General features: G+C 52.6%; 19 protein-coding genes and 5 tRNA genes. 22 read left to right on the top strand and 2 right to left on the bottom strand.

Annotated features, from left to right (window positions below):
* Positions 1-16: 16 nt before the first annotated feature.
* The 21 genes from lepB to ACI0CA_RS10925 all read left to right on the top strand — a co-directional run bounded on the left by lepB (position 17) and on the right by ACI0CA_RS10925 (position 16,479).
* A complete protein-coding gene (lepB, locus tag ACI0CA_RS11025) occupies positions 17-595 on the top strand; it encodes a signal peptidase I (protein ID WP_176821377.1) in 579 nt (192 codons plus the stop codon).
* A 29-nt stretch (positions 596-624) separates the two neighbouring features.
* Positions 625-1,512: a ribosome biogenesis GTPase YlqF gene (gene ylqF, locus ACI0CA_RS11020; protein ID WP_308448710.1), complete on the top strand. Its 888-nt coding sequence runs from the start codon at positions 625-627 to the stop codon at positions 1,510-1,512.
* A gap of 19 nt (positions 1,513-1,531) precedes the next feature.
* Positions 1,532-2,128: a ribonuclease HII gene (locus ACI0CA_RS11015; protein ID WP_446806808.1), complete on the top strand. Its 597-nt coding sequence runs from the start codon at positions 1,532-1,534 to the stop codon at positions 2,126-2,128.
* A 12-nt stretch (positions 2,129-2,140) separates the two neighbouring features.
* On the top strand, positions 2,141-2,494 hold the full coding sequence (locus ACI0CA_RS11010) for a YraN family protein (protein WP_176821380.1): 354 nt from the start codon (positions 2,141-2,143) through the stop codon (positions 2,492-2,494).
* 47 nt (positions 2,495-2,541) lie between these two features.
* Entirely contained in the window at positions 2,542-3,477 is a 936-nt protein-coding gene (locus tag ACI0CA_RS11005; protein WP_412263518.1) for a dipeptidase, read from the top strand.
* Positions 3,478-3,519: 42 nt separating this feature from the next.
* Positions 3,520-5,010, top strand: a complete 1,491-nt coding sequence (thrC, locus tag ACI0CA_RS11000) for a threonine synthase (protein ID WP_412263520.1) — start codon at positions 3,520-3,522, stop codon at positions 5,008-5,010.
* A 1-nt stretch (position 5,011) separates the two neighbouring features.
* Positions 5,012-5,719 (top strand): metallophosphoesterase, encoded by a 708-nt coding sequence (locus ACI0CA_RS10995; protein ID WP_343284719.1) that lies wholly within the window; start codon positions 5,012-5,014, stop codon positions 5,717-5,719.
* A gap of 157 nt (positions 5,720-5,876) precedes the next feature.
* Complete coding sequence (gene tig, locus ACI0CA_RS10990) at positions 5,877-7,253, top strand: trigger factor (RefSeq protein WP_308448705.1); 1,377 nt, start codon at positions 5,877-5,879, stop codon at positions 7,251-7,253.
* Positions 7,254-7,370: 117 nt separating this feature from the next.
* Complete coding sequence (gene clpP, locus ACI0CA_RS10985; protein ID WP_316519315.1) at positions 7,371-7,958, top strand: ATP-dependent Clp endopeptidase proteolytic subunit ClpP; 588 nt, start codon at positions 7,371-7,373, stop codon at positions 7,956-7,958.
* 17 nt (positions 7,959-7,975) lie between these two features.
* Entirely contained in the window at positions 7,976-9,298 is a 1,323-nt protein-coding gene (gene clpX, locus ACI0CA_RS10980) for an ATP-dependent Clp protease ATP-binding subunit ClpX (protein ID WP_176821386.1), read from the top strand.
* 72 nt (positions 9,299-9,370) lie between these two features.
* Positions 9,371-11,776, top strand: coding sequence for an endopeptidase La (lon, locus tag ACI0CA_RS10975; protein ID WP_446806809.1), 2,406 nt, complete (start codon positions 9,371-9,373; stop codon positions 11,774-11,776).
* A gap of 10 nt (positions 11,777-11,786) precedes the next feature.
* The gene (yihA, locus tag ACI0CA_RS10970; RefSeq protein WP_308448702.1) at positions 11,787-12,371 is read left to right on the top strand and encodes a ribosome biogenesis GTP-binding protein YihA/YsxC; all 585 of its coding nucleotides are present in this window, start codon (positions 11,787-11,789) and stop codon (positions 12,369-12,371) included.
* Positions 12,372-12,418: 47 nt separating this feature from the next.
* Complete coding sequence (gene lysA / locus ACI0CA_RS10965; RefSeq protein WP_308448701.1) at positions 12,419-13,717, top strand: diaminopimelate decarboxylase; 1,299 nt, start codon at positions 12,419-12,421, stop codon at positions 13,715-13,717.
* A 174-nt stretch (positions 13,718-13,891) separates the two neighbouring features.
* The gene (locus ACI0CA_RS10960) at positions 13,892-14,197 is read left to right on the top strand and encodes a YerC/YecD family TrpR-related protein (RefSeq protein ID WP_176821390.1); all 306 of its coding nucleotides are present in this window, start codon (positions 13,892-13,894) and stop codon (positions 14,195-14,197) included.
* Positions 14,197-14,979, top strand: coding sequence for a class I SAM-dependent DNA methyltransferase (locus ACI0CA_RS10955; RefSeq protein WP_308448700.1), 783 nt, complete (start codon positions 14,197-14,199; stop codon positions 14,977-14,979). The genes ACI0CA_RS10960 and ACI0CA_RS10955 overlap by 1 nt, the downstream gene beginning before the upstream one ends.
* Before the next feature lie 24 nt (positions 14,980-15,003).
* On the top strand, positions 15,004-15,909 hold the full coding sequence (hslO, locus tag ACI0CA_RS10950) for an Hsp33 family molecular chaperone HslO (RefSeq protein ID WP_308448699.1): 906 nt from the start codon (positions 15,004-15,006) through the stop codon (positions 15,907-15,909).
* A 136-nt stretch (positions 15,910-16,045) separates the two neighbouring features.
* A tRNA-Val gene (locus tag ACI0CA_RS10945) sits at positions 16,046-16,122 on the top strand.
* Between the two features lie 5 nt (positions 16,123-16,127).
* Positions 16,128-16,204, top strand: a tRNA-Asp gene (locus ACI0CA_RS10940).
* Positions 16,205-16,209: 5 nt separating this feature from the next.
* Positions 16,210-16,285: transfer RNA gene (locus ACI0CA_RS10935), tRNA-Phe, on the top strand.
* A 3-nt stretch (positions 16,286-16,288) separates the two neighbouring features.
* Positions 16,289-16,364, top strand: a tRNA-Gly gene (locus tag ACI0CA_RS10930).
* A 40-nt stretch (positions 16,365-16,404) separates the two neighbouring features.
* Positions 16,405-16,479: transfer RNA gene (locus ACI0CA_RS10925), tRNA-Cys, on the top strand.
* Positions 16,480-17,112: 633 nt separating this feature from the next.
* Here the strand turns inward: ACI0CA_RS10925 and ACI0CA_RS10920 are convergent.
* Positions 17,113-18,024, bottom strand: coding sequence for a tyrosine-type recombinase/integrase (locus ACI0CA_RS10920; protein ID WP_177714045.1), 912 nt, complete (start codon positions 18,022-18,024; stop codon positions 17,113-17,115).
* A 328-nt stretch (positions 18,025-18,352) separates the two neighbouring features.
* Between ACI0CA_RS10920 and ACI0CA_RS10915 the strand changes: the two genes are divergently transcribed.
* Positions 18,353-18,844: a type III toxin-antitoxin system ToxN/AbiQ family toxin gene (locus tag ACI0CA_RS10915; protein ID WP_412330331.1), complete on the top strand. Its 492-nt coding sequence runs from the start codon at positions 18,353-18,355 to the stop codon at positions 18,842-18,844.
* 150 nt (positions 18,845-18,994) lie between these two features.
* On the opposite strand, the gene ACI0CA_RS10910 is transcribed toward ACI0CA_RS10915, so the two are convergent.
* On the bottom strand, positions 18,995-19,840 hold the full coding sequence (locus ACI0CA_RS10910; protein WP_395591806.1) for a hypothetical protein: 846 nt from the start codon (positions 19,838-19,840) through the stop codon (positions 18,995-18,997).
* Positions 19,841-19,890 lie beyond the last annotated feature (50 nt).

The following is a 19,890-nucleotide window of genomic DNA, read 5'->3' as shown; positions in this document are numbered from 1 at the left end:
AATTGGTGAAAGCTGCATGGAAAAAAACATCAAAACCGCGTCTAAAGGCGTCCGCTCCATGTATGAGTGGCTGGAGGAGATTGTCTTTGCGCTTGTGGCCGTCATCCTTGTGTTCACGTTCCTGTTCCGTGTTGTTACCGTCACGGGCAAGTCGATGCTGCCGAATTTTGTAGAGGGCGAAAAGGTCGTTGTCACGAACCTCGGGCACGACATCGAGCAGGGCACCGTGGTCGTTGTCACGAACGTTTTGGAGGAACCCATCATCAAGCGCGTCATCGCAACGGAGGGGCAGACGGTCAATATCGATTACGACACCGGCACCGTGTATATCGATGGCGAAGCGCTGAACGAAACGCAGTTCGGCATTGAAAACGGCATCACGTTCCATCCGTATGACGGGTATGAAGCGCTCGTGTTCCCGCAGACCGTGCCGAAGGGCTGCGTGTTCGTTTTGGGCGATAACCGCACCGTATCAAGGGACAGCCGTTATGCGGAGATCGGCATGATCGACACGCGCCATATCATGGGAGAAGCCGTGTTCACGCTTTACCCGTTCGATCGCTTCGGTTTTGTGAAAACGAATGAGAACAACTAAGAAAACAAGATACCCAGAGAGGATACAGTATGAGTGAAGTACAATCGGTACAGTGGTTTCCGGGTCACATGGCGAAAACGCGCCGCGCCATCCAAAGCAGTCTAAAGCTTGTGGATATTGTCGCGGAGCTTATCGATGCCCGCATCCCCGTCAGCAGCCGCAACCCGGTGCTGAAAAGCATCATCGGCAATAAGCCCAAAATCGTGCTGCTGAATAAATTCGATATGGCAGATCCCGCCCGCACGGCGGAGTGGATGGATTATTTTAAACAGCATAAAACTGTCGCCATCCCGATCGACTGCAAGACCGGCAAGGGCCTAAACCGCTTGCTGCCGGAGATCAAAAACATCCTGCGTGAGCAAATTGCTGCGTGGGAACGCAAGGGCATGGTGGGCAGACCCATCCGCATCATGGTCGTCGGTGTGCCGAATGTCGGCAAATCGTCGCTCATCAACCGCCTTTGTAAGGGCGGCAACGCAGGCAAAGCTGCCGTGCAGGATAAACCGGGCGTGACGCGCCGCAACCAGTGGTTCGCGATTGGCAAGGGTCTCGAGCTGCTCGATACCCCGGGCGTGCTGTGGCCGAAGTTTGAAGATCCGGTCGTCGGCGAACATTTGGCGTTCACCGGTGCCGTGCGCGACGAAATTCTCGACATTGAGGGACTTTCTTACCGCCTGTTGGAGCTTTTGCAGGACTTATATCCCGAAGCCGTCAACACGCGTTATAAAACGGATATTCGTCCCGAAGAAGAACTTAAGGGTCACGAAATTCTGGAGCGCATCGGCAGAAAGCGCGGTATGCTCATTTCCGGCGGCGAAATCGATACCGAGCGCGCAGCCGTGAACGTGTTGGACGAATACCGCGGCGGCAAACTCGGACGCATCACATTAGAGCCCGTCGGCCGCCCGTTAAAGTAATATCGGAAAGGAAAATTCCATGGATTATTCCTTTGAACATGAAGCCTATTTAAAAGGTTATACCGCCGTCTGCGGTATCGATGAAGCCGGCCGCGGTCCGCTTGCCGGCCCCGTTTACGCAGCTGCCGTGTGGCTTCCGGAGGGGCTTGTCATCGACGGCCTCAATGATTCCAAAAAGCTGAGCGAAAAAAAGCGTGAGGCGCTCTTTGACGTCATTAAAGAAAATGCCGTTGCTTACGGTATCGGCTTTGCGGACGAAAAAGAGATCGATGAGATTAACATTTTACAGGCGACATATCTCGCCATGCGCCGTGCGTATGACAATATGCAGAAGGCGTGCGATTATGTGCTCATCGACGGCAAACGTATGCCGCCCATGCCTGTGCCGGGCGAGACCATCGTCAAGGGTGATGCAAAAAGCCCCAGCATCGCGGCAGCATCCATCTTGGCGAAAGTCAGCCGAGACCGCGTGATGCTGGAATACGCAAAGCAATACCCCGGATATCATTTCGAGAAGCACAAGGGCTACGGCACCAAAGTGCATGTGGAAGCACTGCACGAATACGGCCCGTGCCCCATCCACCGCAAGACGTTTTTAAAGAAAATTCTGGGCTGAGGAGGTGCGCGCATGCCAAACACCGGTTCCGGCCGCCTCGGCGAGCAGCTGACGGCGGAATATCTGGAAGAAAAAGGCTACGAGATCGTGGAGCGCAACTTCAAGTGCCGCTTCGGCGAGATCGATGTCATCGCGCAGAATGACCGTTACCTTGCGTTTGTGGAGGTGAAGACCCGCAGCGCAGACGGCCTCAGCCACCCGTTTGAAGCCATTACGCCCTCTAAGCGCGCGAAGGTCATCAAAACGGCACAGTATTATCTCATCAACCACGAAACGAATTTGCAGCCGCGCTTTGACGCCGCTGCCGTGTTTACCGAAAACGGAGCGTTAGTCAAGATTGAATATCTCGAAAACGCTTTTTATTAAAATCAAATTCGCTTTCAAAAGCGAAAAATGACGAAAGGGTGCTTTTCATGCGCTATTTTGACCTGCACTGTGACACGCTTGTAGCGTGCCTTGACCAAAACAAATCTTTGATCGACAATGACCTGCACGTCAGCGTAAAGAAGGGTGACCGCTTTGCGCCGTATGTGCAGTGCGCCGCCGTGTGGCTGCCCGATTCGGTGCGCGGCGCTGCGGCTTTGCAGTATTTTGACCGCCATGCGGCCTATTTCCGCAAAATGGCCGAGACGGGCGCGTTCACCGTGCTCGAAACCGGGGAAGATCTCGAAAAGCTCGGCAACAAACAGGGTACGGCGTTTATTTTGACCGTAGAGGGTGGCTCTGCCGTTGCCGGCGATCTCAAGAATATTCACCACCTGCGCGAAAACGGCGTGCGTGTTATGACGCTCACATGGAACGGCAGCAATGAGATCGGCAGCGGCGTCATGTCCGGCGATAAGTTCGGCCTTACGCCGTTCGGCAAGCTTGCCGTGAAGGAAATGGAAAAAGAGGGCATCGTTATTGACATTTCTCACGCTTCCGAAGCACTCTTTTACGACGTGGCCGGAAACACCGAACGCCCGTTCATCGCGACGCACTCGAACTCCAAGGTGCTCTGCAAGCACCCGAGAAACCTCACGGACGACCAGTTCCGCATCATCTGCAACCGCGGCGGCCTTGTGGGTCTCAACTATTTCAAAGCATTCTTGAACGATGCCCCGGCAAAGGCGGACATTGAAGACCTGTTCGCGCACGCAGAGCACTTTTTGTCCCTCGGCGGCGCGGACGTCGTCGCCATGGGCAGCGATTTTGACGGATCCGACATGCCGCATGGCATCACAGGTCTCGAATCCGTAGAGGACATTGCAAACGTTTTCCTGCGTCATAATCTGCCGGAAGCGCTTGTGGATAAAATTTTCTTTGAAAATGCGGCGTCTTTCTTCAAACGCTTTGACAGGAACGCCTGAATACAGTATAATACGACTGACTTGATTTAGGAGGCGGATGCCATGAATTACAACAGCACACGAAACGCCGCGCTTCAGGTGACGGCGGCGCAGGCCATCGCACAGGGTATCTCCGAGGAGGGGGGCCTTTTTGTTCCGCAGAGCTTCCCGAAAGCGGACTTAAACGACATGCTCGGGCTCGACTATATCGGCCGTGCCGAGTACGTGCTCTCGCGCTTTCTGACGGATTTCACCCCGGAGGAGATTAAAGCGTGCGCCGAAAGCGCTTATGGCGGCGGTAAGTTTGACGATAATACCCCCGCACCGGTCGTGTCTCTCGATAAACACGGCGAAAACAAACATATTTTAGAGCTGTGGCACGGCCCAACCTGCGCGTTTAAAGACATGGCGCTGCAAATTCTGCCGCACCTTTTGACCCGCTCGCTTAAAAAGACGGCGGATGGAAAAACGGCGGTCATACTGGTCGCAACATCCGGCGATACCGGCAAGGCGGCGCTCGAGGGCTTTAAGGACGTCGCGGGCACGGAGATGATCGTGTTCTACCCCGAAAACGGCGTCAGCCCCATGCAGAAGCGCCAGATGAACACGCAGGAGGGCGAAAACGTCTGCGTGTGCGCTATCCACGGCAACTTTGACGACGCACAGACCGGCGTGAAGAAAATTTTCACCGATCCCGCGCTCAAGGCCGAGCTTGCGCAGCACAACAAGATGTTCTCCAGTGCGAACTCTATCAATTGGGGTCGCTTGCTGCCGCAGATCGTCTACTATTTCTCCGCGTACCTCGACCTTGTGAATGCGAAGAAAATTAAGATGGGCGATGCAATCAACGTCGTCGTTCCCACGGGCAACTTCGGCAACATCCTCGCTTCCTACTATGCGAAGCGCATGGGTCTGCCGGTACACAAGTTTATCTGCGCGTCGAACAGCAACAACGTGCTGACGGATTTTATCCGCACCGGTACGTACGACAAAAAGCGCGTGTTTTATACCACCATTTCGCCGTCCATGGATATTCTGGTCTCCAGCAATCTGGAAAGACTGCTTTACCACTTGTGCGGCGAAGACACCGAAAAGCTCACGGGCTGGATGAACGCCCTGCAAAGCGGCGGCGCATACACCGTAGACGCCGCAACGGCCGATGCTGTACGCGCGCTGTTCTACGGCGGCTGCTGCGATGATAAGGAAACCGTTGAAGTCATCCGCAATACGTTTGAAAAAGACGGGTACCTGTGCGATACGCACACAGCGGTCGCGGTCGGCGTTTACGAGCAGTATTTGAAAGAGACCGGCGACAACACGCCCGCCGTCATTGCTTCCACTGCAAGCCCGTATAAATTCCCGGACAGCGTGCTCGACGCGTTCGATTGCGAAAAGCCCGCAGATCCGTTTGCGGAGGCCGAGCTGCTCGCGAAGCTTTCAAACACAAAGATCCCTGCGCCAATCACAGCGTTAAGGACGAAGCCCGTCCGCTTTGAAAACACCTGCGCCGCTGCCGATATGGCAGATTTTGTGCGCGAAACGGTCAGAGTGTAAAATGGCGCTGTACGCGATCGCCGATCTGCACCTTTCCCTTGGTACAGATAAGCCGATGGATGTGTTCCGCGGCTGGGAAAACTATGTGGAGCGGCTGGAGAAAAACTGGCGCGCCCTCGTTACCGAAGAGGATACCGTCGTCATCGCCGGGGATATTTCCTGGGGCATGCGGCTGGAAGAGACCGGAAAGGATTTCGCGTTCATCGAAAGTCTGCCGGGCAAAAAGCTATTGTTAAAAGGCAACCACGATTACTGGTGGTCCACGCGCAACAAGATCGAGACATTCTTTGCGCAAAAGGGCTTCAAAACGATGCAGCTCGTGTTCAACTCCGCCGAGCGTGTGGGGGACATTACGGTCTGCGGCACGCGCGGCTGGCTCTATAACGCCGAAACGGCAGAGGATAAAAAAATCGTCGCGCGCGAAAACGGGCGTCTCATCGCGTCCTTAAACGCCGCAAAAGCCCTCGGCGGCACACCCGTCGTGTTCCTGCATTACCCGCCGGCGTACGATACCGCACAGTGCCGGGAATTGCTGGATACGATGCAGGCATACGGCGTAAAGGAGTGCTACTACGGGCACATTCACGGCGATCACGCCGCAAAAAAAGCGCCGCTTGGTGAATATGGGGGCATAAAAATGCACCTTGTCTCGTGTGATTATATCCGTTTCACCCCGAAATTGGTGCGAAAAGACGCAGAAATCGGCTGAATTTTTAACAAATTATAAAATATCAAAAAATTCAAAGGTTTGTCTGGAATATTCGGCACAGGTGTGCTATAATGTCAAAAGGTATCGCGCATTACGGGTATATCCGCCCGCGTGTTCCAAATAAAATTGTAATTTATTTTTGAGAGGATAGAAGGAAATGAACTTAAAGGCAACCAACAAAACCGAAACCAACAAGTATGAGCTGGAGGTCGAAATCTCCGCTGAAGATTTCAACAAAGCACTCTCCGAGGTCGCAAAGACCGAGGGCAAGAAGATGTCTGTTCCGGGCTTCCGCAAGGGTCATGCTCCGAGATCCGTCATCGAGAAGATGTACGGCGAAAACGTGTTCTTTGAAGCTGCTGTGGACAAGCTCTATCGCCCGGCTATGCAGGACGCTATCGAAGCTTCCGGTTTGGAAGTCATCGCGGTTTCCAATGCGGACGTTACCTCCGTTTCCCGCGAAAACGGCATCGAGCTGAAGCTCACCGTTGTTGTGAAGCCGGTGATTACCATTGAAGGCTACAAGGGCATCGAGGCTACGAAGAAGAATGTCGAAGTTACGGATGAGGACGTCAGCGCAGAGCTCGTAAAGGTTCAGGACAGAAACTCCAGAATGGTCGACGTCGATAACAGAGGTGCGCTTACGGGCGACACCGCAGTCATCGATTTCGAGGGCTTCTGCGACGGCAAGGCTTTCGAGGGCGGCAAAGCGGAAGGCTTCGAGCTTTCCCTCGGCTCCGGTCAGTTTATCCCGGGCTTTGAAGATCAGGTCGTCGGCCATGAAGTCGGCGACGAGTTCGAGATCAGCGTGAAGTTCCCGGAGGACTATCAGGCAGAAGAGCTCAAGGGCAAGGACGCGACCTTCAAGATCAAGCTGCACCAGATCAAGCGCAAGGAGCTTCCGACCCTCGACGATGAGTTCGCAAAGGACGTAAGCGAGTTCGATACGCTCGACGAGTACAAGAACAGCCTCCGCGAGAAGCTGCAGAGCGACCGCGAGAAGCAGGAAGAGATGAACGTTGAGAACCAGATCTTTGATGCACTCATCGAGAAGGTACAGGGCGAGATTCCGGAAGAGATGTACGAGCAGGAAGTTGAGGAGAGCATCAACAACTTCGCATACCGCCTCCAGTCTCAGGGACTGAACCTCGAGACCTATCTCAAGTACACCGGCATGGACGTCAATGCCATCAAGGAGCAGTTCAGACCGCAGTCCGAGAAGCAGCTTAAGCTGAGACTCGCACTTGAGAAGATTGCTGAGCTTGAGAACCTCGAAGTTTCCGATGAGGCTGTTGAGGAAGAGTACGAGAAACTCGCAAAGCAGTACAATATGGAAGTCGCGCAGATCAAGAACCTCGTTGCAGAGACGCAGATCAGAGCAGACCTTAAAAACCAGAAGGCGATCGACTTTGTTAAGGAAAACGCTTCTGTAAAGGCAGAAAAGCCGGCAAAGAAGACCACCAGAAGAAAGAGCACCAAGAAGGCAGCGGAAGAAAAAACCGAGGAAACAGCTGAAGCTAAGACCGAGGAATAATTTACCGCCTTTACGGTTAGTATTATAGTAACAGCATATCATATATCGCTTCTTTCGCCCGCTGTCCCTGCATCGGACAGCGGGCGAAGCAAAAGAAGCGCGAAAGGAGTTTGTACGATGAGTTTGGTACCTTATGTTGTGGAGCAGACGAGCAGAGGAGAGCGTTCCTACGATATTTTCTCCCGCCTTCTCAACGATAGAATCATCATGCTGAACGACGAGGTGAACGACACCACGGCAAGCCTTGTCGTAGCACAGCTTCTGTATCTCGAGGGTCAGGACCCCGATAAGGACATCAGCCTGTATATCAACAGCCCCGGCGGCGTCATCACGGCCGGCATGGCGATTTATGATACTATGCAGTACATCAAGTGCGATGTTTCCACCATCTGCATGGGCATGGCGGCTTCCATGGGCGCGTTCCTGCTGGCTGCCGGCGCAAAGGGCAAGCGCTATGCGCTGCCGAACGCCGAGATTATGATCCATCAGCCGTCCGGCGGTGCGCAGGGTCAGGCTACGGATATCCAGATTCAGGCAGAGCGTATTCTTCAGAAGAAGAAGAGCCTCAACACCATCCTCGCAGAGCGTACGGGTCAGCCGTACGAAGTCATCTGCAAGGATACGGAGCGCGATAACTTCATGACCGCACAGCAGGCCATGGAGTACGGCCTTATTGATAAGGTCATCGCAACGAAATCGAAATAACGAAAGGGCGTGTTTTCATGCCGAATAATTTCGGAAATGATAACGAAGTACGCTGCTCCTTCTGCGGGAAGCCGCAGTCGCAGGCAAAGCGCCTGATCTCCGGCAACGGCGTGTATATCTGCGACGAATGCGTAGAGCTCTGCATGGACATCATCGCGGATGAAGATTCTCTCCACCGCGGCCGCCCGCAGCCGAAAAACGAGCCGCGCGCCGAAATGGTGCTGCCGAAGCCGCAGGAGATCAAAAAGCAGCTCGATGAATACGTCATCGGGCAGGATGAAGCCAAAATGACGCTCGCGGTGGCGGTCTATAACCACTATAAGCGCATTTTCTTCAGCGGTGAAGACGGCGGCGTAGAGATTGCAAAGAGCAACGTGCTGCTGCTTGGTCCCACCGGCGTCGGCAAGACCTATCTTGCGCAGACGCTTGCAAAGCTTTTGGACGTTCCGTTCGCCATTGCGGACGCAACGACTCTGACGGAAGCCGGCTATGTCGGCGAAGACGTCGAAAACATCCTGCTGCGTCTCATTCAGGCAGCAGATTACGACATTGAGCGTGCCGAGCACGGCATCATCTATGTCGATGAGATTGATAAGATTTCCAGAAAGTCCGAAAACCCGTCCATCACGCGTGACGTCAGCGGCGAGGGCGTGCAGCAGGCACTGCTCAAAATTCTGGAGGGTACCATTGCCGGCGTCCCGCCAAAGGGCGGCAGAAAGCACCCGCAGCAGGAGGTCATCAACATCGATACCTCGAACATCCTCTTCATCTGCGGCGGTGCGTTCGACGGCCTTAAAAGCGTCATTCAGCGCCGCACCGAAGCGCAGACGCTGGGCTTTAACTCGGTTATCAAGAGCAAAGACGAGCTTGATAACACGGAGTGGATGAAAGAAGTTACCCCGCACGACCTCGTCAAGTTCGGCCTCATCCCGGAGCTTGTCGGTCGTCTGCCGGTCATCACCGCGCTGAGCGACCTCGACAAAGCCGCACTTGTGCGCATCCTCACAGAGCCGAAAAACTGCCTTGTCAGCCAGTATAAGAAGCTCTTTGACCTTGATAAGGTCGATTTGGAGTTCACACCCGAAGCGCTTGACGCCATTGCGGAAAAGACCATTGCCCGCAAGACCGGCGCCCGTGGCCTGCGTTCCATTATGGAAGATACGCTGAAGAACCTGATGTTTGAGGTCCCGAGCGATTATACGATCGAAAAGATCACCGTTACCAAGGATTCGGTAGAGAACGGCGCTGCGCCTGAAATCGTGCACAATCCCGACCGCGTCCCGGTAAAGATCAAAATGACACAACCCAAACGGCGCGCTCGCAAGGATTCGGCATCATAGTGATCATCATACAGGCTGTGCAGCGATCCCTGCTGCGCAGCCTTGTCTGATTTATAAGGATTTGATAATTTTATGAAAGAAACCATACTTGAGGAAGAGAGAGTTCTGCCGGTACTCGCCGTACGCGGACTCGTCGTGTTCCCCGGCATGATCGTGCAGTTTGATATCGGCAGAAAAAAGTCCGTTCTGGCCGCCAAAGCGGCGCTGGATACGGATAGCCGCGAGCTGTTCATCGTCACGCAGACTGACCTTTCGGAAAGCGAGCCCATGGCGGAAGACCTCTATAAAATCGGTGTCATCGCCCGCATCAAGCAGGTAGTACACACCGCAGATAACGGCATCAAGCTGCATGTGGAAGGCATCGAGCGCGCGGAGATTATGTCCGTTGTGCAAGATGAGCCGTACCTCACGGGCAGCGTGTGCGTGTGCAAGCCGATCGCCGCACGCCACACCGCAAGAACGGAAGCGCTCAGCCGCATTGCACAGGAGAGATTTGAAGAGTACATCCGCTGGTTCCGTCAGGTGCCGCCGGATATTCTGCTCGGCGTTATGCAGCAGAAGGACTGCGGTGATTTGGCCGACTTTATCGCAGCGAACATCTCGCTCGATTTCGAGCAGAAGCAGTGCATTCTCGATGAGCTCCACCCGGAAAAGCGCATTGCAAAACTCAATGATATTTTGAGCGATGAAATCAAAGTCTTATCGCTCGAACGTGAGATTTCGCAAAAGGCGCAGGAGCAAATGGATGAAAATCAGCGCGTTTACATGCTGCGCGAGCAGATGCGCGCCATTGCAAGCGAGCTTGGCGAAGAGGATAACCCGCAGGAGGAATCCGACGAATTCCGCCAGAGAATAGAAAAATTAAACCTGCCGCAGGTCGCGCGCGAAAAACTCTTAAAAGAGTGCGATCGCCTCGCCAAAATGCCATACGGCTCGCATGAGGGCTCCGTCATGCGCGTGTACCTCGAAACGTGCCTTGAGCTGCCGTGGAACACGAGCTCCAAAGAGCGCTTGGACCTAGACCGCGCGGAGAAAATTCTCAACCGCGACCATTACGGCATGGAAAAGGTTAAAGCAAGATTTTTGGAGACGCTCGCCGTACGCAAGCTCTCTGACCAGGCGACAGGGCAGATCATTTGCCTTGTCGGCCCGCCGGGCGTTGGCAAAACGTCCATTGCGCGCTCTATCGCCGAGGCGACCGGCCGCAAGTACGTGCGTGTTTCCCTCGGCGGCGTGCGCGACGAAGCGGACATCATGGGCCACCGCCGCACCTACGTCGGCTCCATGCCGGGCCGCATCATGGCGGCTGTGAAGCAGGCGGGCACGAATAACCCCCTCATCCTGCTCGATGAGATCGATAAGCTCGGTCAGAGCTTTAAGGGCGACCCGTCCGCGTCGCTGCTTGAGGTGCTCGATCCCGAACAGAACAGCGCGTTTCAGGACCATTACATCGACCTGCCGTTCGATCTCAGCCACGTGCTGTTTGTCACCACGGCAAACGACGCTTCCGCCATTCCGGGCCCGCTGTACGACCGCATGGACGTCATTACGCTCGGCAGCTACACGGCGGAGGAAAAGTTCCACATCGCCTCGAAATATTTGGTGCCCAAGCAGCTGAAAAAGCACGGCATCAAGGCGGCGCAGCTGCACTTCACACCGAAGGCACTGCACGCAATCATCGAAGACTACACCCGCGAAGCCGGCGTGCGCACATTGGAGCGCACCATCGGCACCATTTGCCGCAAAGTCGCGCGCCGCATCGTCACGGAGGAAGATTTCAAGTCTTATTCCGTGAAGCCCGCCGACCTTGAAGACCTGCTCGGCCCGGCAAAGTTTGCGAAAGATAAAGAAGAGCGCCGCGATGAGATCGGCCTTGTGAACGGTCTTGCGTGGACAAGCGTCGGCGGCGAGCTGCTGCCCATCGAAGTTGCCGTGATGAACGGCACGGGCAAAATTCAGCTCACCGGCTCGCTCGGCGATGTGATGAAGGAATCCGCCACAACGGCGATCACCTGCATTCGCACCCGCGCGGAAACGCTCGGCATCAGCCCGGATTTCTACGCGAAAAAGGATATCCACATCCACGCGCCGGAGGGCGCCGTACCGAAGGACGGTCCGTCTGCCGGTATCGCCATGGCAACCGCCGTCACGTCCGCGCTGTGCGAAGAGCCCATCGCGCACGACATCGCCATGACGGGTGAGATCACGCTGCAGGGGCGCGTGCTGCCCATCGGCGGCCTGCGCGAAAAATCCATGGCGGCGTATAAAAACGGCATGAAGACCGTCATCATCCCGCACGGGAACATCGCGGATCTCGCCGAAGTCGATCAGGTCGTCAAGGATAACGTGCGGTTTGTGCCGGTGCGCCGTATCGATGAGGTGCTGCCCATCGCCATGCCCGGGCTTTTAAACAGAGAAACCAAGCCAAATACGCCTTGCCCGGAGCCCGCGCACGGCGTACAGACACTCAGACAGTAAGGGGAACACCGTGAATTTTCAGTCAGTAGAATTTGAAGCTGCCGCCGGCCGTGCGGATCAGCTCAAAAAGTCGGACTTGCCGGAGATCGTTTTTTCCGGTAAATCCAATGTGGGCAAATCCTCGCTCATCAATAAGCTCGTCAACCGCAAGGCGCTTGCACGCGTCAGCGCCACGCCCGGCAAAACGGCGACCATCAACTTTTTCCGTCTGCCGGAGTGCCGCTTTGTAGACTTGCCGGGCTACGGCTACGCCAAGGTTTCACAAAACGAAAAGCAGCGCTGGGCAAAGCTGATGCAGGGATATTTTGATGCAGAGCGCAACGTGGCGCTCGTCATCCAAATTCTCGATATGCGCCATGAGCCGACTGCGGACGATTTCGATATGATTAACTTCCTTATCGAGCGTGACCTGCCGTTCCTCGTCGTCTGTACGAAAAGCGATAAGCTGAACAAAACGCAGTTCAACACGCAGAACGCGTATTTTGAGGACCTGTTCCGTGAGCATGAAATCCCGTTCATCCCGTATTCCTCCCAGACCGGCTTCGGTTTGGAGACGCTGAAACAGCACATCGAAGCTGCCGTTTTGGGTAACTGAGCAGCTGCGAAGTATAGATCCACCACTTTTTGAAGGGAATGAAAAATATGTTTGTATCCGATTGTTACAATGTCAATGAAAAAGGCCACCTGACGATCAGCGGCTGCGACACCGTGGAGCTTGCCGAAAAGTATGGCACCGCGCTGTATGTGATGAGCGAAGATGAGATCCGCAGCGTTTGCCGCCGCTATAAGTCTTCGTTTGAGCGCCACTATAATGGAAACGGCACCGCGCTGTATGCCAGTAAGGCGTTCTGCTGCAAAGAGATTTGCCGTATCGTGACCGAAGAAGGCTTAGACCTCGACGTCGTCTCCGGCGGCGAGCTGTATACCGCCCTTGCAGCGGGTGTGGATGCAAAACACATTCATTTCCATGGCAACAATAAAACAATGCAGGAACTCTGCTATGCGCTTGAAAGCGGCGTAGGCGACATTGTCGTTGATAACTTAAACGAGCTGCACCGCATTGAAAAGCTCTCTGCGGAAAAAGGCGTCGTTACGTCCATTTCCATGCGCATCAAGCCCGGCATTGACGCCCACACGCATGAGTTTATCCGCACGGGTCAGATCGATTCCAAGTTCGGCTTTGCGCTTGAAAACGGCGAGGCGTTTGAAGCCGTAAAGGAAGCCGTCGCGTGCGAAAATGTAGAACTCATCGGTCTGCACTGCCACATCGGCTCGCAGATTTTCGACAAAGCCCCGTTCGTGCTGGCGGCGCAGGTCATGCTGAAGTTCTATAACAAGATCCATACAGAGCTCGGCAAAACGCTGACACACCTCAACCTCGGCGGCGGCTTCGGCGTAAAGTACAAGGAAGCCGATGCAGCCGTGCCGTATGAAGATTACATGAGCGACGTTTCCGAAGCCGTGCATGCTGCCTGCAAGGAGTACGGTATTCAGGTACCGTATATTTACATTGAGCCGGGACGCTCCATCGTGTGCGAGGCCGGCCTCACGCTGTACACCGTCGGCGATATCAAGACCATCCCGAATGTGCGTACATATGTGGCTATTGACGGCGGCATGTATGAAAACCCGCGTTACGCGCTCTATCAGTCGGATTACACTTGCCTCATCGCAAATAAGGTGAACGAGCCCGCAGATTTTACGGCGACCATTGCCGGCAAGTGCTGCGAAAGCGGCGACCTCATTCAGGAGAACACGCTCATTCAAAAGCCCGAGGTCGGCGATATTCTGGCGGTGCTCTCCACCGGCGCGTACAACTACTCCATGGCATCGAATTACAACCGCAACACGCGTCCTCCGGTCGTCATGGTTCGCGGCGGAGAATCCCGTGTCATCATCAAAGGGGAGACCTATGAAGACCTCGTGCGCAACGATGTGTGATTTCACGCACTGCTGTGCAAAAATTTCTTGATTTCGGTGTTTACTTTTGTGCTTTTGTATGTTAAAATAAAAAAGTAAAGAACCTCGTTGACGAAAAGACGGCGCATTTGGTGCTTTATGGCATAAATGCGCCGTTTTCGGATGCAAATTCATAAAGAAAGGAACACAGAAACAATGAATACCAAACTGCATGATGAAAACGTTGATTTCCTTTTTGATGCTATTCTCACGCTGAAAAACCGCGAGGAATGCTATAAATTTTTTGAAGATCTCTGCACCGTGCCGGAGCTGAAAGCCATGTCGCAGCGCATTGCGGTTGCCAAAATGCTCAGCGAGCGCCACGTGTACAGCGACATCGTCGATAAGACCGGCGCTTCCACTGCGACCATCAGCCGTGTCAATCGCTCTTTGAATTACGGCAGCGACGGCTACACGCTGATTTTTGAGCGCCTGTTGACCGGCGGCGGAAAAGAGGACTAATGGCCGGCTACGACGTTTTTGCGCGCTATTACGATGCGTTGACCGCGAATGTGGATTATAAGGGCCGCGCGGCGTATTTAAAGAAGCTGCTCGAGCATCTCCACCATGAACCGGGCATCGTCTTAGATCTTGCCTGCGGTACCGGCAGCCTTACGCTTGAGCTTTATAAGCTTGGCATGGATGTGTACGGCGTGGACGGCTCCATCGCCATGCTGTCCGAAGCGAAGGACAAGGCTTACGACATGGAAGCTGATGTGATGTTCCTTTATCAGAAAATGCAGACGCTCGACCTGTTCGGCACGGTCAACACGGTGTTCTGTTCGCTGGACAGCATCAACCACCTCTCCGGCGAAGCGCAGGTGCAGGCGGCATTTGACCGCGTGGCGTTTTTCATGGATAACGACAGCTGGTTCATTTTCGATGTAAACACGCTCTATAAGCACGAAAAGGTGCTGGGCAACAACACCTATATTTACGACCTTGCGGATATTTACTGCGCATGGCAGAACCGCTATAATCCGCAGGATCACAGTGTGGCGATCTCTCTCGATTTCTTTGAGAAAGAGGGCAAGGTCTATACGCGCAGCAGCGAGCATTTCTTTGAGCACGCATACAGCGTGGAGAAGCTGACGGAAATGCTGAAAAAGTCCGGCTTTGATAGGGTGGAGGTCTTCGGTGACCTCTCTTTCGACGCGCCGAAGCCGGAGGAGCAGCGCATTATTTTCGCCGCACACATCACAAACTCACAAAACGGCGTTTTTAAGGACGATATTGCTCCGTAAAACGCTCCGAAAGGAAGAATTTCATTGGATAGGATTATTCGCTGCATCACATCGGACGGCGCACTTATGGCCTCCGCAATCGATTCAAGCGATACGGTATATACCGCGCAGAGGCTGCACGGCCTCAGCGCCACGGCTTCCGCTGCGCTTGGAAGACTGCTTACCGCGGCGTCCATCATGGGCGCTATGCAAAAGCAAGAGCATGCTACGCTCACGTTGCGCATAAACGGCGGCGGTCCCATCGGCACCGTCACGGCAATCTCCGACAGCCACGGCAATGTGCGCGGCTGTGTGGACAATCCGAACGTAGACGTGCCCCTGAAGCCGAACGGCAAGCTGGACGTCAGCGCCGCAGTCGGTACAGACGGCCGCCTTGGTGTCATCCGCAGCTACGGTACGGGAGAGCCGTATATGGGCCAAGTGGAGCTCGTCAGCGGCGAGATCGCCGAGGACATCACGAATTATTACGCCGTGAGCGAGCAGATCCCCACGGTGTGCGCACTCGGCGTGCTTGTAGACCCGAACACGAACGGCGTGCTGCTTGCAGGCGGTCTGCTCATTCAAGTGCTGCCCGGCGCGCTGCCGCAGGACATTGAAAAGCTGGAAGCGAATATCGCAACGCTGGAGCCTGTCACCACCATGCTTGCAAAGGGCATGACCGTGGAGCAGATGGTCGACACGGCGCTCACGGGCTTTGAAGTCGAAAAGCTGGAGGAAATCCCCGTGCACTACGCCTGCACATGCAGCCGTGAGAAGTATTATAATGCCCTTGCGACCTTGGAGCCGGATGAAATCGATACGCTGCCGGCTGTGGACGGCAAGGTGGAAGCGGTGTGTCCGTACTGCTGCCGCAAGTATTACTTCACAAAAGAGGAGCTGCACGAGCTTGCCGAAAGCGTGCGCGAAAAGCGTAAAAATGCCTCAAAATAACTTTTTTGAAAAAGTTTTGGAAAAGGTATTGACTTTTTAATAAGCATGTGGTAATATATACAACGTCGCTGGAAGGCATAAGACTTCAAAAGAGCCGCAAGTTCTGTTGAAAGATTTCTGAAAAGCGATGCTGTTTGGGGGTATAGCTCAGCTGGTTAGAGCACCTGCCTTACAAGCAGGGGGTCATAGGTTCGAGTCCTATTGTCCCCACCAAATGTGGCCCGGTAGTTCAGCTGGTTAGAACGCTAGCCTGTCACGCTAGAGGTCGACGGTTCGAGCCCGTTCCGGGTCGCCACATTTGCCTCTGTAGCTCAGTTGGTAGAGCAGGGGACTGAAAATCCCCGTGTCATTGGTTCGATTCCGATCGGAGGCACCATATGCGGACGTAGCTCATCTGGTAGAGCGCCACCTTGCCAAGGTGGAGGTAGCGAGTTCGAGCCTCGTCGTCCGCTCCAAAAGAAAAAGACGCTGAAGTTAAGGCGTCTTTTTCAAAATGGTGACATAGCCAAGTGGTAAGGCGTGGGTCTGCAAAACCCTGATTCCCCGGTTCAAATCCGGGTGTCACCTCCAGAGTAAGGAGATTTTCTCCTAATGTATGAGCTCAGTTCATTCGGACTGAGCTCATCGATTAGCAGAAAATTGTTTACTTGGTTTGATGACCTTGTGTCATTTCCAAAACAAGGAGATTTTCTCCTAATGTATGTGCTCAATCCGAAAACGAACTGAGCACATCTATTAGTAGAAAATTTTCTGATTTGGTTTATTGACCCGTTCTCAGACGCCGTTCCTGTACGTGCGGCACGATCAGGTTTGTCCGGTCGCGCTTATCCGCGTGATTCCCATTGTAGAGGCGTGCACATGCACACTGATTTGCGCCGGGTATTCTCGTCTGTGGGTTCATTCGATTGTCAAGGTACGGGCAAAATAAAAGAGAGCCTTCCGCAGATGTAACAGCAAAAGGCTCTTGAACACAGACTTATAATGTGTTATAATACATACGTATTAAACACAATATGAGTATAAGCTTCACGAGTTCCTTTAGATGTTGGCGCATCTGAACGGAATAAATCAAAAATTTTTCAGGAAAAATTTTTGATTTAGTGGGGCTTTATTCATTTTGCAATATATATTTTACTACTATAAGCTGTGAATTTCAAGTCTTTTTTTAAAATTCGGGAAAAATTTCTCGAATTTTTTTATTTTTCAGGATTTTTTGATTTGAGAAAGACGCATAATTTCTGTTTCAAGGTGCTCCATATCCGGCGAAACGTATTTTTGCAGCGTGAAAACAACGTTTTTGTGCCCCAGAAGCATAGAGACGCTTTTCGGATCGGCGCCTTTTTCTATCAGCCGTGTAGCAAAGGTGTGCCGTAGCATGTGTGGAGTAACATGACAAATACCGGCGGCCTTTGAAACGCGCGTACAGATATAGCGCAAATGATATGTGCTGAACGGTTTATTCCCGTTATCAGCCACGCTGAATATATAGTCATGCGGCTTGTTATACTCGGTATTACACCGGATCATGTAGAGTATAGCGGCGGCTTCGGGCAAAACAGGGAGAAGACGGACACCGGCCTCGGTTTTGCTTTCAGGAATTTTGAGCGTGCGGTTTTGCGGATCGTATTGCCGCCATTGCATCAGGCGTAGCTCATCCCGGCGCAGACCGGTCAATAAATACATGCGCAGAATGTATTCATCTATCGGTTTTTTCAGTATGTGAAAACATCCTTCAAATGCGGCCTGTTCTCGTTGTGTAAGCGCTTTAACTTCTTTTTCTCGCGCGGCGGGAAGTGCTGCGTCTTTAACGGGATTATCGTCACAGTTATGTCCCTTTATTGCGGATTTGTATGCTTGATTCAGCATAACGCGGATATGGCGCAGCGTTGACTTTGCATACTTCTGCCGCATGGAGTCCAACCAGCCTTCAACCTGTAAAGCATTGAGCTCAACGAGAAGAATACCGGCGGCCTCCGGGTGATGGGTCAGCAGCCGCCGTCTGGCGTCCCGGTAAATGCTTATAGTGTTGGGCTTTCGCTTTGTGGGCGCGATTTCTTCGAGCCAAATATCAAGCCATTCGCCGAGTGTGTAATCCCTTTTGTTTGTTTCGTACATGTTGCTACTTCCTTTATTAAAATTCCCCACATAGGGTGCTTGAATTCTAACAAAGGCGAAGATGAAAAGCAAAAAAACCGGAAGTACTTCCGGTTTTTTAACAGCAAATCTGTTGACAAAGAAAGTTGTTTTGCATATAATAATAGTGGAGATATTGCATCTCCGCTTAGAGGGTGTATCTCAGCCCATAAGTGAGACATTTAATACGTGAGCTTCTCTTGGCTCTATATCAAGACATTTACAAGTGAGTGTTTCGCTACTCGGAATGCGAACGTAACCTAGCAGGGCGGGCTTTGTGTCCGCCCTATTTCTTTATCTTGGAGGGGAAATGGATAATATCAGATTTTACGAAATCAATGCAAAATATGTTGACTATCTTGCTCCGTATGCACCGCATTTATTTCATAATAGTAAAAAGGGACAAGCCAATCAGAGAAAGTATATCGGAATCGTTTTTCAGATAAACGACATGGAGTATTTTGCACCTTTGTCTTCTTTTAAACCAAAACACGAGAAAATGAAAGAGGGATTGGATTTTATCAAAATTCTCAGATATGCAGTGATAAATTTGAATAACATGTTCCCTGTACCGTACAGTGAACGTGTATATGTGAATTTTGAAACGATCAAAGATCCCAATTACAAATCATTACTTCTTGCTGAATATCGCTACATAAAGTCCGTGCAGAAAAAGATTCAGAAGAATGCTGCTGCGTTATATAAACACAAGCAGATCAATGGCGATTCAACCTCGTTAGCTCGGAGATGTAATGATTATGCGTTGCTAGAAGATAAATGTAGAAGCTATAAAAGAAAATAGAAATCGAAAAAGCGGAAGTACTTCCGCTTTTTGCTTGACAAACGGAGAGAAATAACCTATACTGGAAGCAGAAAAGGGGCACTTGTAGTGTCACCTTGCCTGAGAAAATGAGCTGATTCCTTCACCCGGTCACAGCTCATTTTCTTTTTTCTATCCGGAAAACTCCACCATGGGACTTCGTGCACGATCCATTACTTTTCGGCGCAAAAGCCCCATTAGAGAATTACTCTTAGCTAATGGTAAACTTTTATTTTTTCTTTCCTTACTAATAAAACAACGGGGTATAGGAAAGAGCAGGTGCATAGATGATAAGGGTGCTGCAAAAAGGGAATACGCATAACGGCGCTTCAGGGCAGCTGTACGCTGTCTCTTGCGTTCGAGCACGAGTTTGTGCATCTGATAGAAAAAGAGCATGGTGCGGCTCTGCTGGCGCTTTAAGCGTGCTACGCGCTCATGCAGGGAGAGGGCACGGAAACGATTGATGCCCTGACGGTCATAGTCCGGTACAGCATCAATCAAGTTGCGTTCCTTGAGCTGCCGGATTGCGCGGCTGATTGTGAGGGCCGAGCAGTGGAATTTCTTGGCGAGCACACGACGGCTCAGAGACCAGGACTCCTTACCGCAGCGGTTTAAGAGCTCGACGTAGACCAAAAAGGCGGTATCACGGAGCTCGGAAATCAAGTAACGCGGGAAGCGCAGCTTGAATCCCTCCATGCGCGGCTGAATATGAGAGGTAATCTGCTGCCCGCCGCGAGTACGGTGCTTGACAGAAACGAGCTCTTTTTCGATAAGGGTGCGCAGAGCGCGGGTATATGTGGTGAGGTTGATGTCAAGCTTTGCGCAGGTCGTTTTGCGCTTCAGATCGAAAACACCGGTACGGTAATCGACATGAAGCTGCATGAATGCAAACAGGCGGGCTTCGGTGGTTGTGAGATCAGAATCGACAACAAGTGTCGTAATGTACGTGCCGAAGCCGGTTTTCTTTTGCTTTGCCATACTGGCGTCTCCTTTCTGAGTTTTGATTTTGATAAAAGAAAAACCGGAAG

Origin of the sequence: Hominenteromicrobium mulieris, assembly GCF_046197855.1 — a bacterium.
Classification (GTDB): Bacteria; Bacillota; Clostridia; order Oscillospirales; family Acutalibacteraceae; genus Hominenteromicrobium; species Hominenteromicrobium mulieris.
Note: the sequence above shows the minus strand (reverse complement) of the source record. Positions and strands in the feature narration are given on the sequence as shown.

Excerpts from the sequence above, each read along its gene's own strand:
- ACI0CA_RS10915 (WP_412330331.1), top strand. The coding sequence starts at position 18,353 with ATGGATAATATCAGATTTTACGAAATCAATGCAAAATATGTTGACTAT.
- ACI0CA_RS10995 (WP_343284719.1), top strand. The coding sequence starts at position 5,012 with ATGGCGCTGTACGCGATCGCCGATCTGCACCTTTCCCTTGGTACAGAT.
- ACI0CA_RS11010 (WP_176821380.1), top strand. The coding sequence starts at position 2,141 with ATGCCAAACACCGGTTCCGGCCGCCTCGGCGAGCAGCTGACGGCGGAA.
- clpX (WP_176821386.1), top strand. The coding sequence starts at position 7,976 with ATGCCGAATAATTTCGGAAATGATAACGAAGTACGCTGCTCCTTCTGC.
- lysA (WP_308448701.1), top strand. The coding sequence starts at position 12,419 with ATGTTTGTATCCGATTGTTACAATGTCAATGAAAAAGGCCACCTGACG.
- ACI0CA_RS11005 (WP_412263518.1), top strand. The coding sequence starts at position 2,542 with ATGCGCTATTTTGACCTGCACTGTGACACGCTTGTAGCGTGCCTTGAC.
- thrC (WP_412263520.1), top strand. The coding sequence starts at position 3,520 with ATGAATTACAACAGCACACGAAACGCCGCGCTTCAGGTGACGGCGGCG.
- ACI0CA_RS10955 (WP_308448700.1), top strand. The coding sequence starts at position 14,197 with ATGGCCGGCTACGACGTTTTTGCGCGCTATTACGATGCGTTGACCGCG.
- ylqF (WP_308448710.1), top strand. The coding sequence starts at position 625 with ATGAGTGAAGTACAATCGGTACAGTGGTTTCCGGGTCACATGGCGAAA.
- lepB (WP_176821377.1), top strand. The coding sequence starts at position 17 with ATGGAAAAAAACATCAAAACCGCGTCTAAAGGCGTCCGCTCCATGTAT.
- lon (WP_446806809.1), top strand. The coding sequence starts at position 9,371 with ATGAAAGAAACCATACTTGAGGAAGAGAGAGTTCTGCCGGTACTCGCC.
- ACI0CA_RS10920 (WP_177714045.1), bottom strand. The coding sequence starts at position 18,024 with ATGTACGAAACAAACAAAAGGGATTACACACTCGGCGAATGGCTTGAT.
- ACI0CA_RS10960 (WP_176821390.1), top strand. The coding sequence starts at position 13,892 with ATGAATACCAAACTGCATGATGAAAACGTTGATTTCCTTTTTGATGCT.
- ACI0CA_RS11015 (WP_446806808.1), top strand. The coding sequence starts at position 1,532 with ATGGATTATTCCTTTGAACATGAAGCCTATTTAAAAGGTTATACCGCC.
- tig (WP_308448705.1), top strand. The coding sequence starts at position 5,877 with ATGAACTTAAAGGCAACCAACAAAACCGAAACCAACAAGTATGAGCTG.
- ACI0CA_RS10910 (WP_395591806.1), bottom strand. The coding sequence starts at position 19,840 with ATGGCAAAGCAAAAGAAAACCGGCTTCGGCACGTACATTACGACACTT.
- clpP (WP_316519315.1), top strand. The coding sequence starts at position 7,371 with ATGAGTTTGGTACCTTATGTTGTGGAGCAGACGAGCAGAGGAGAGCGT.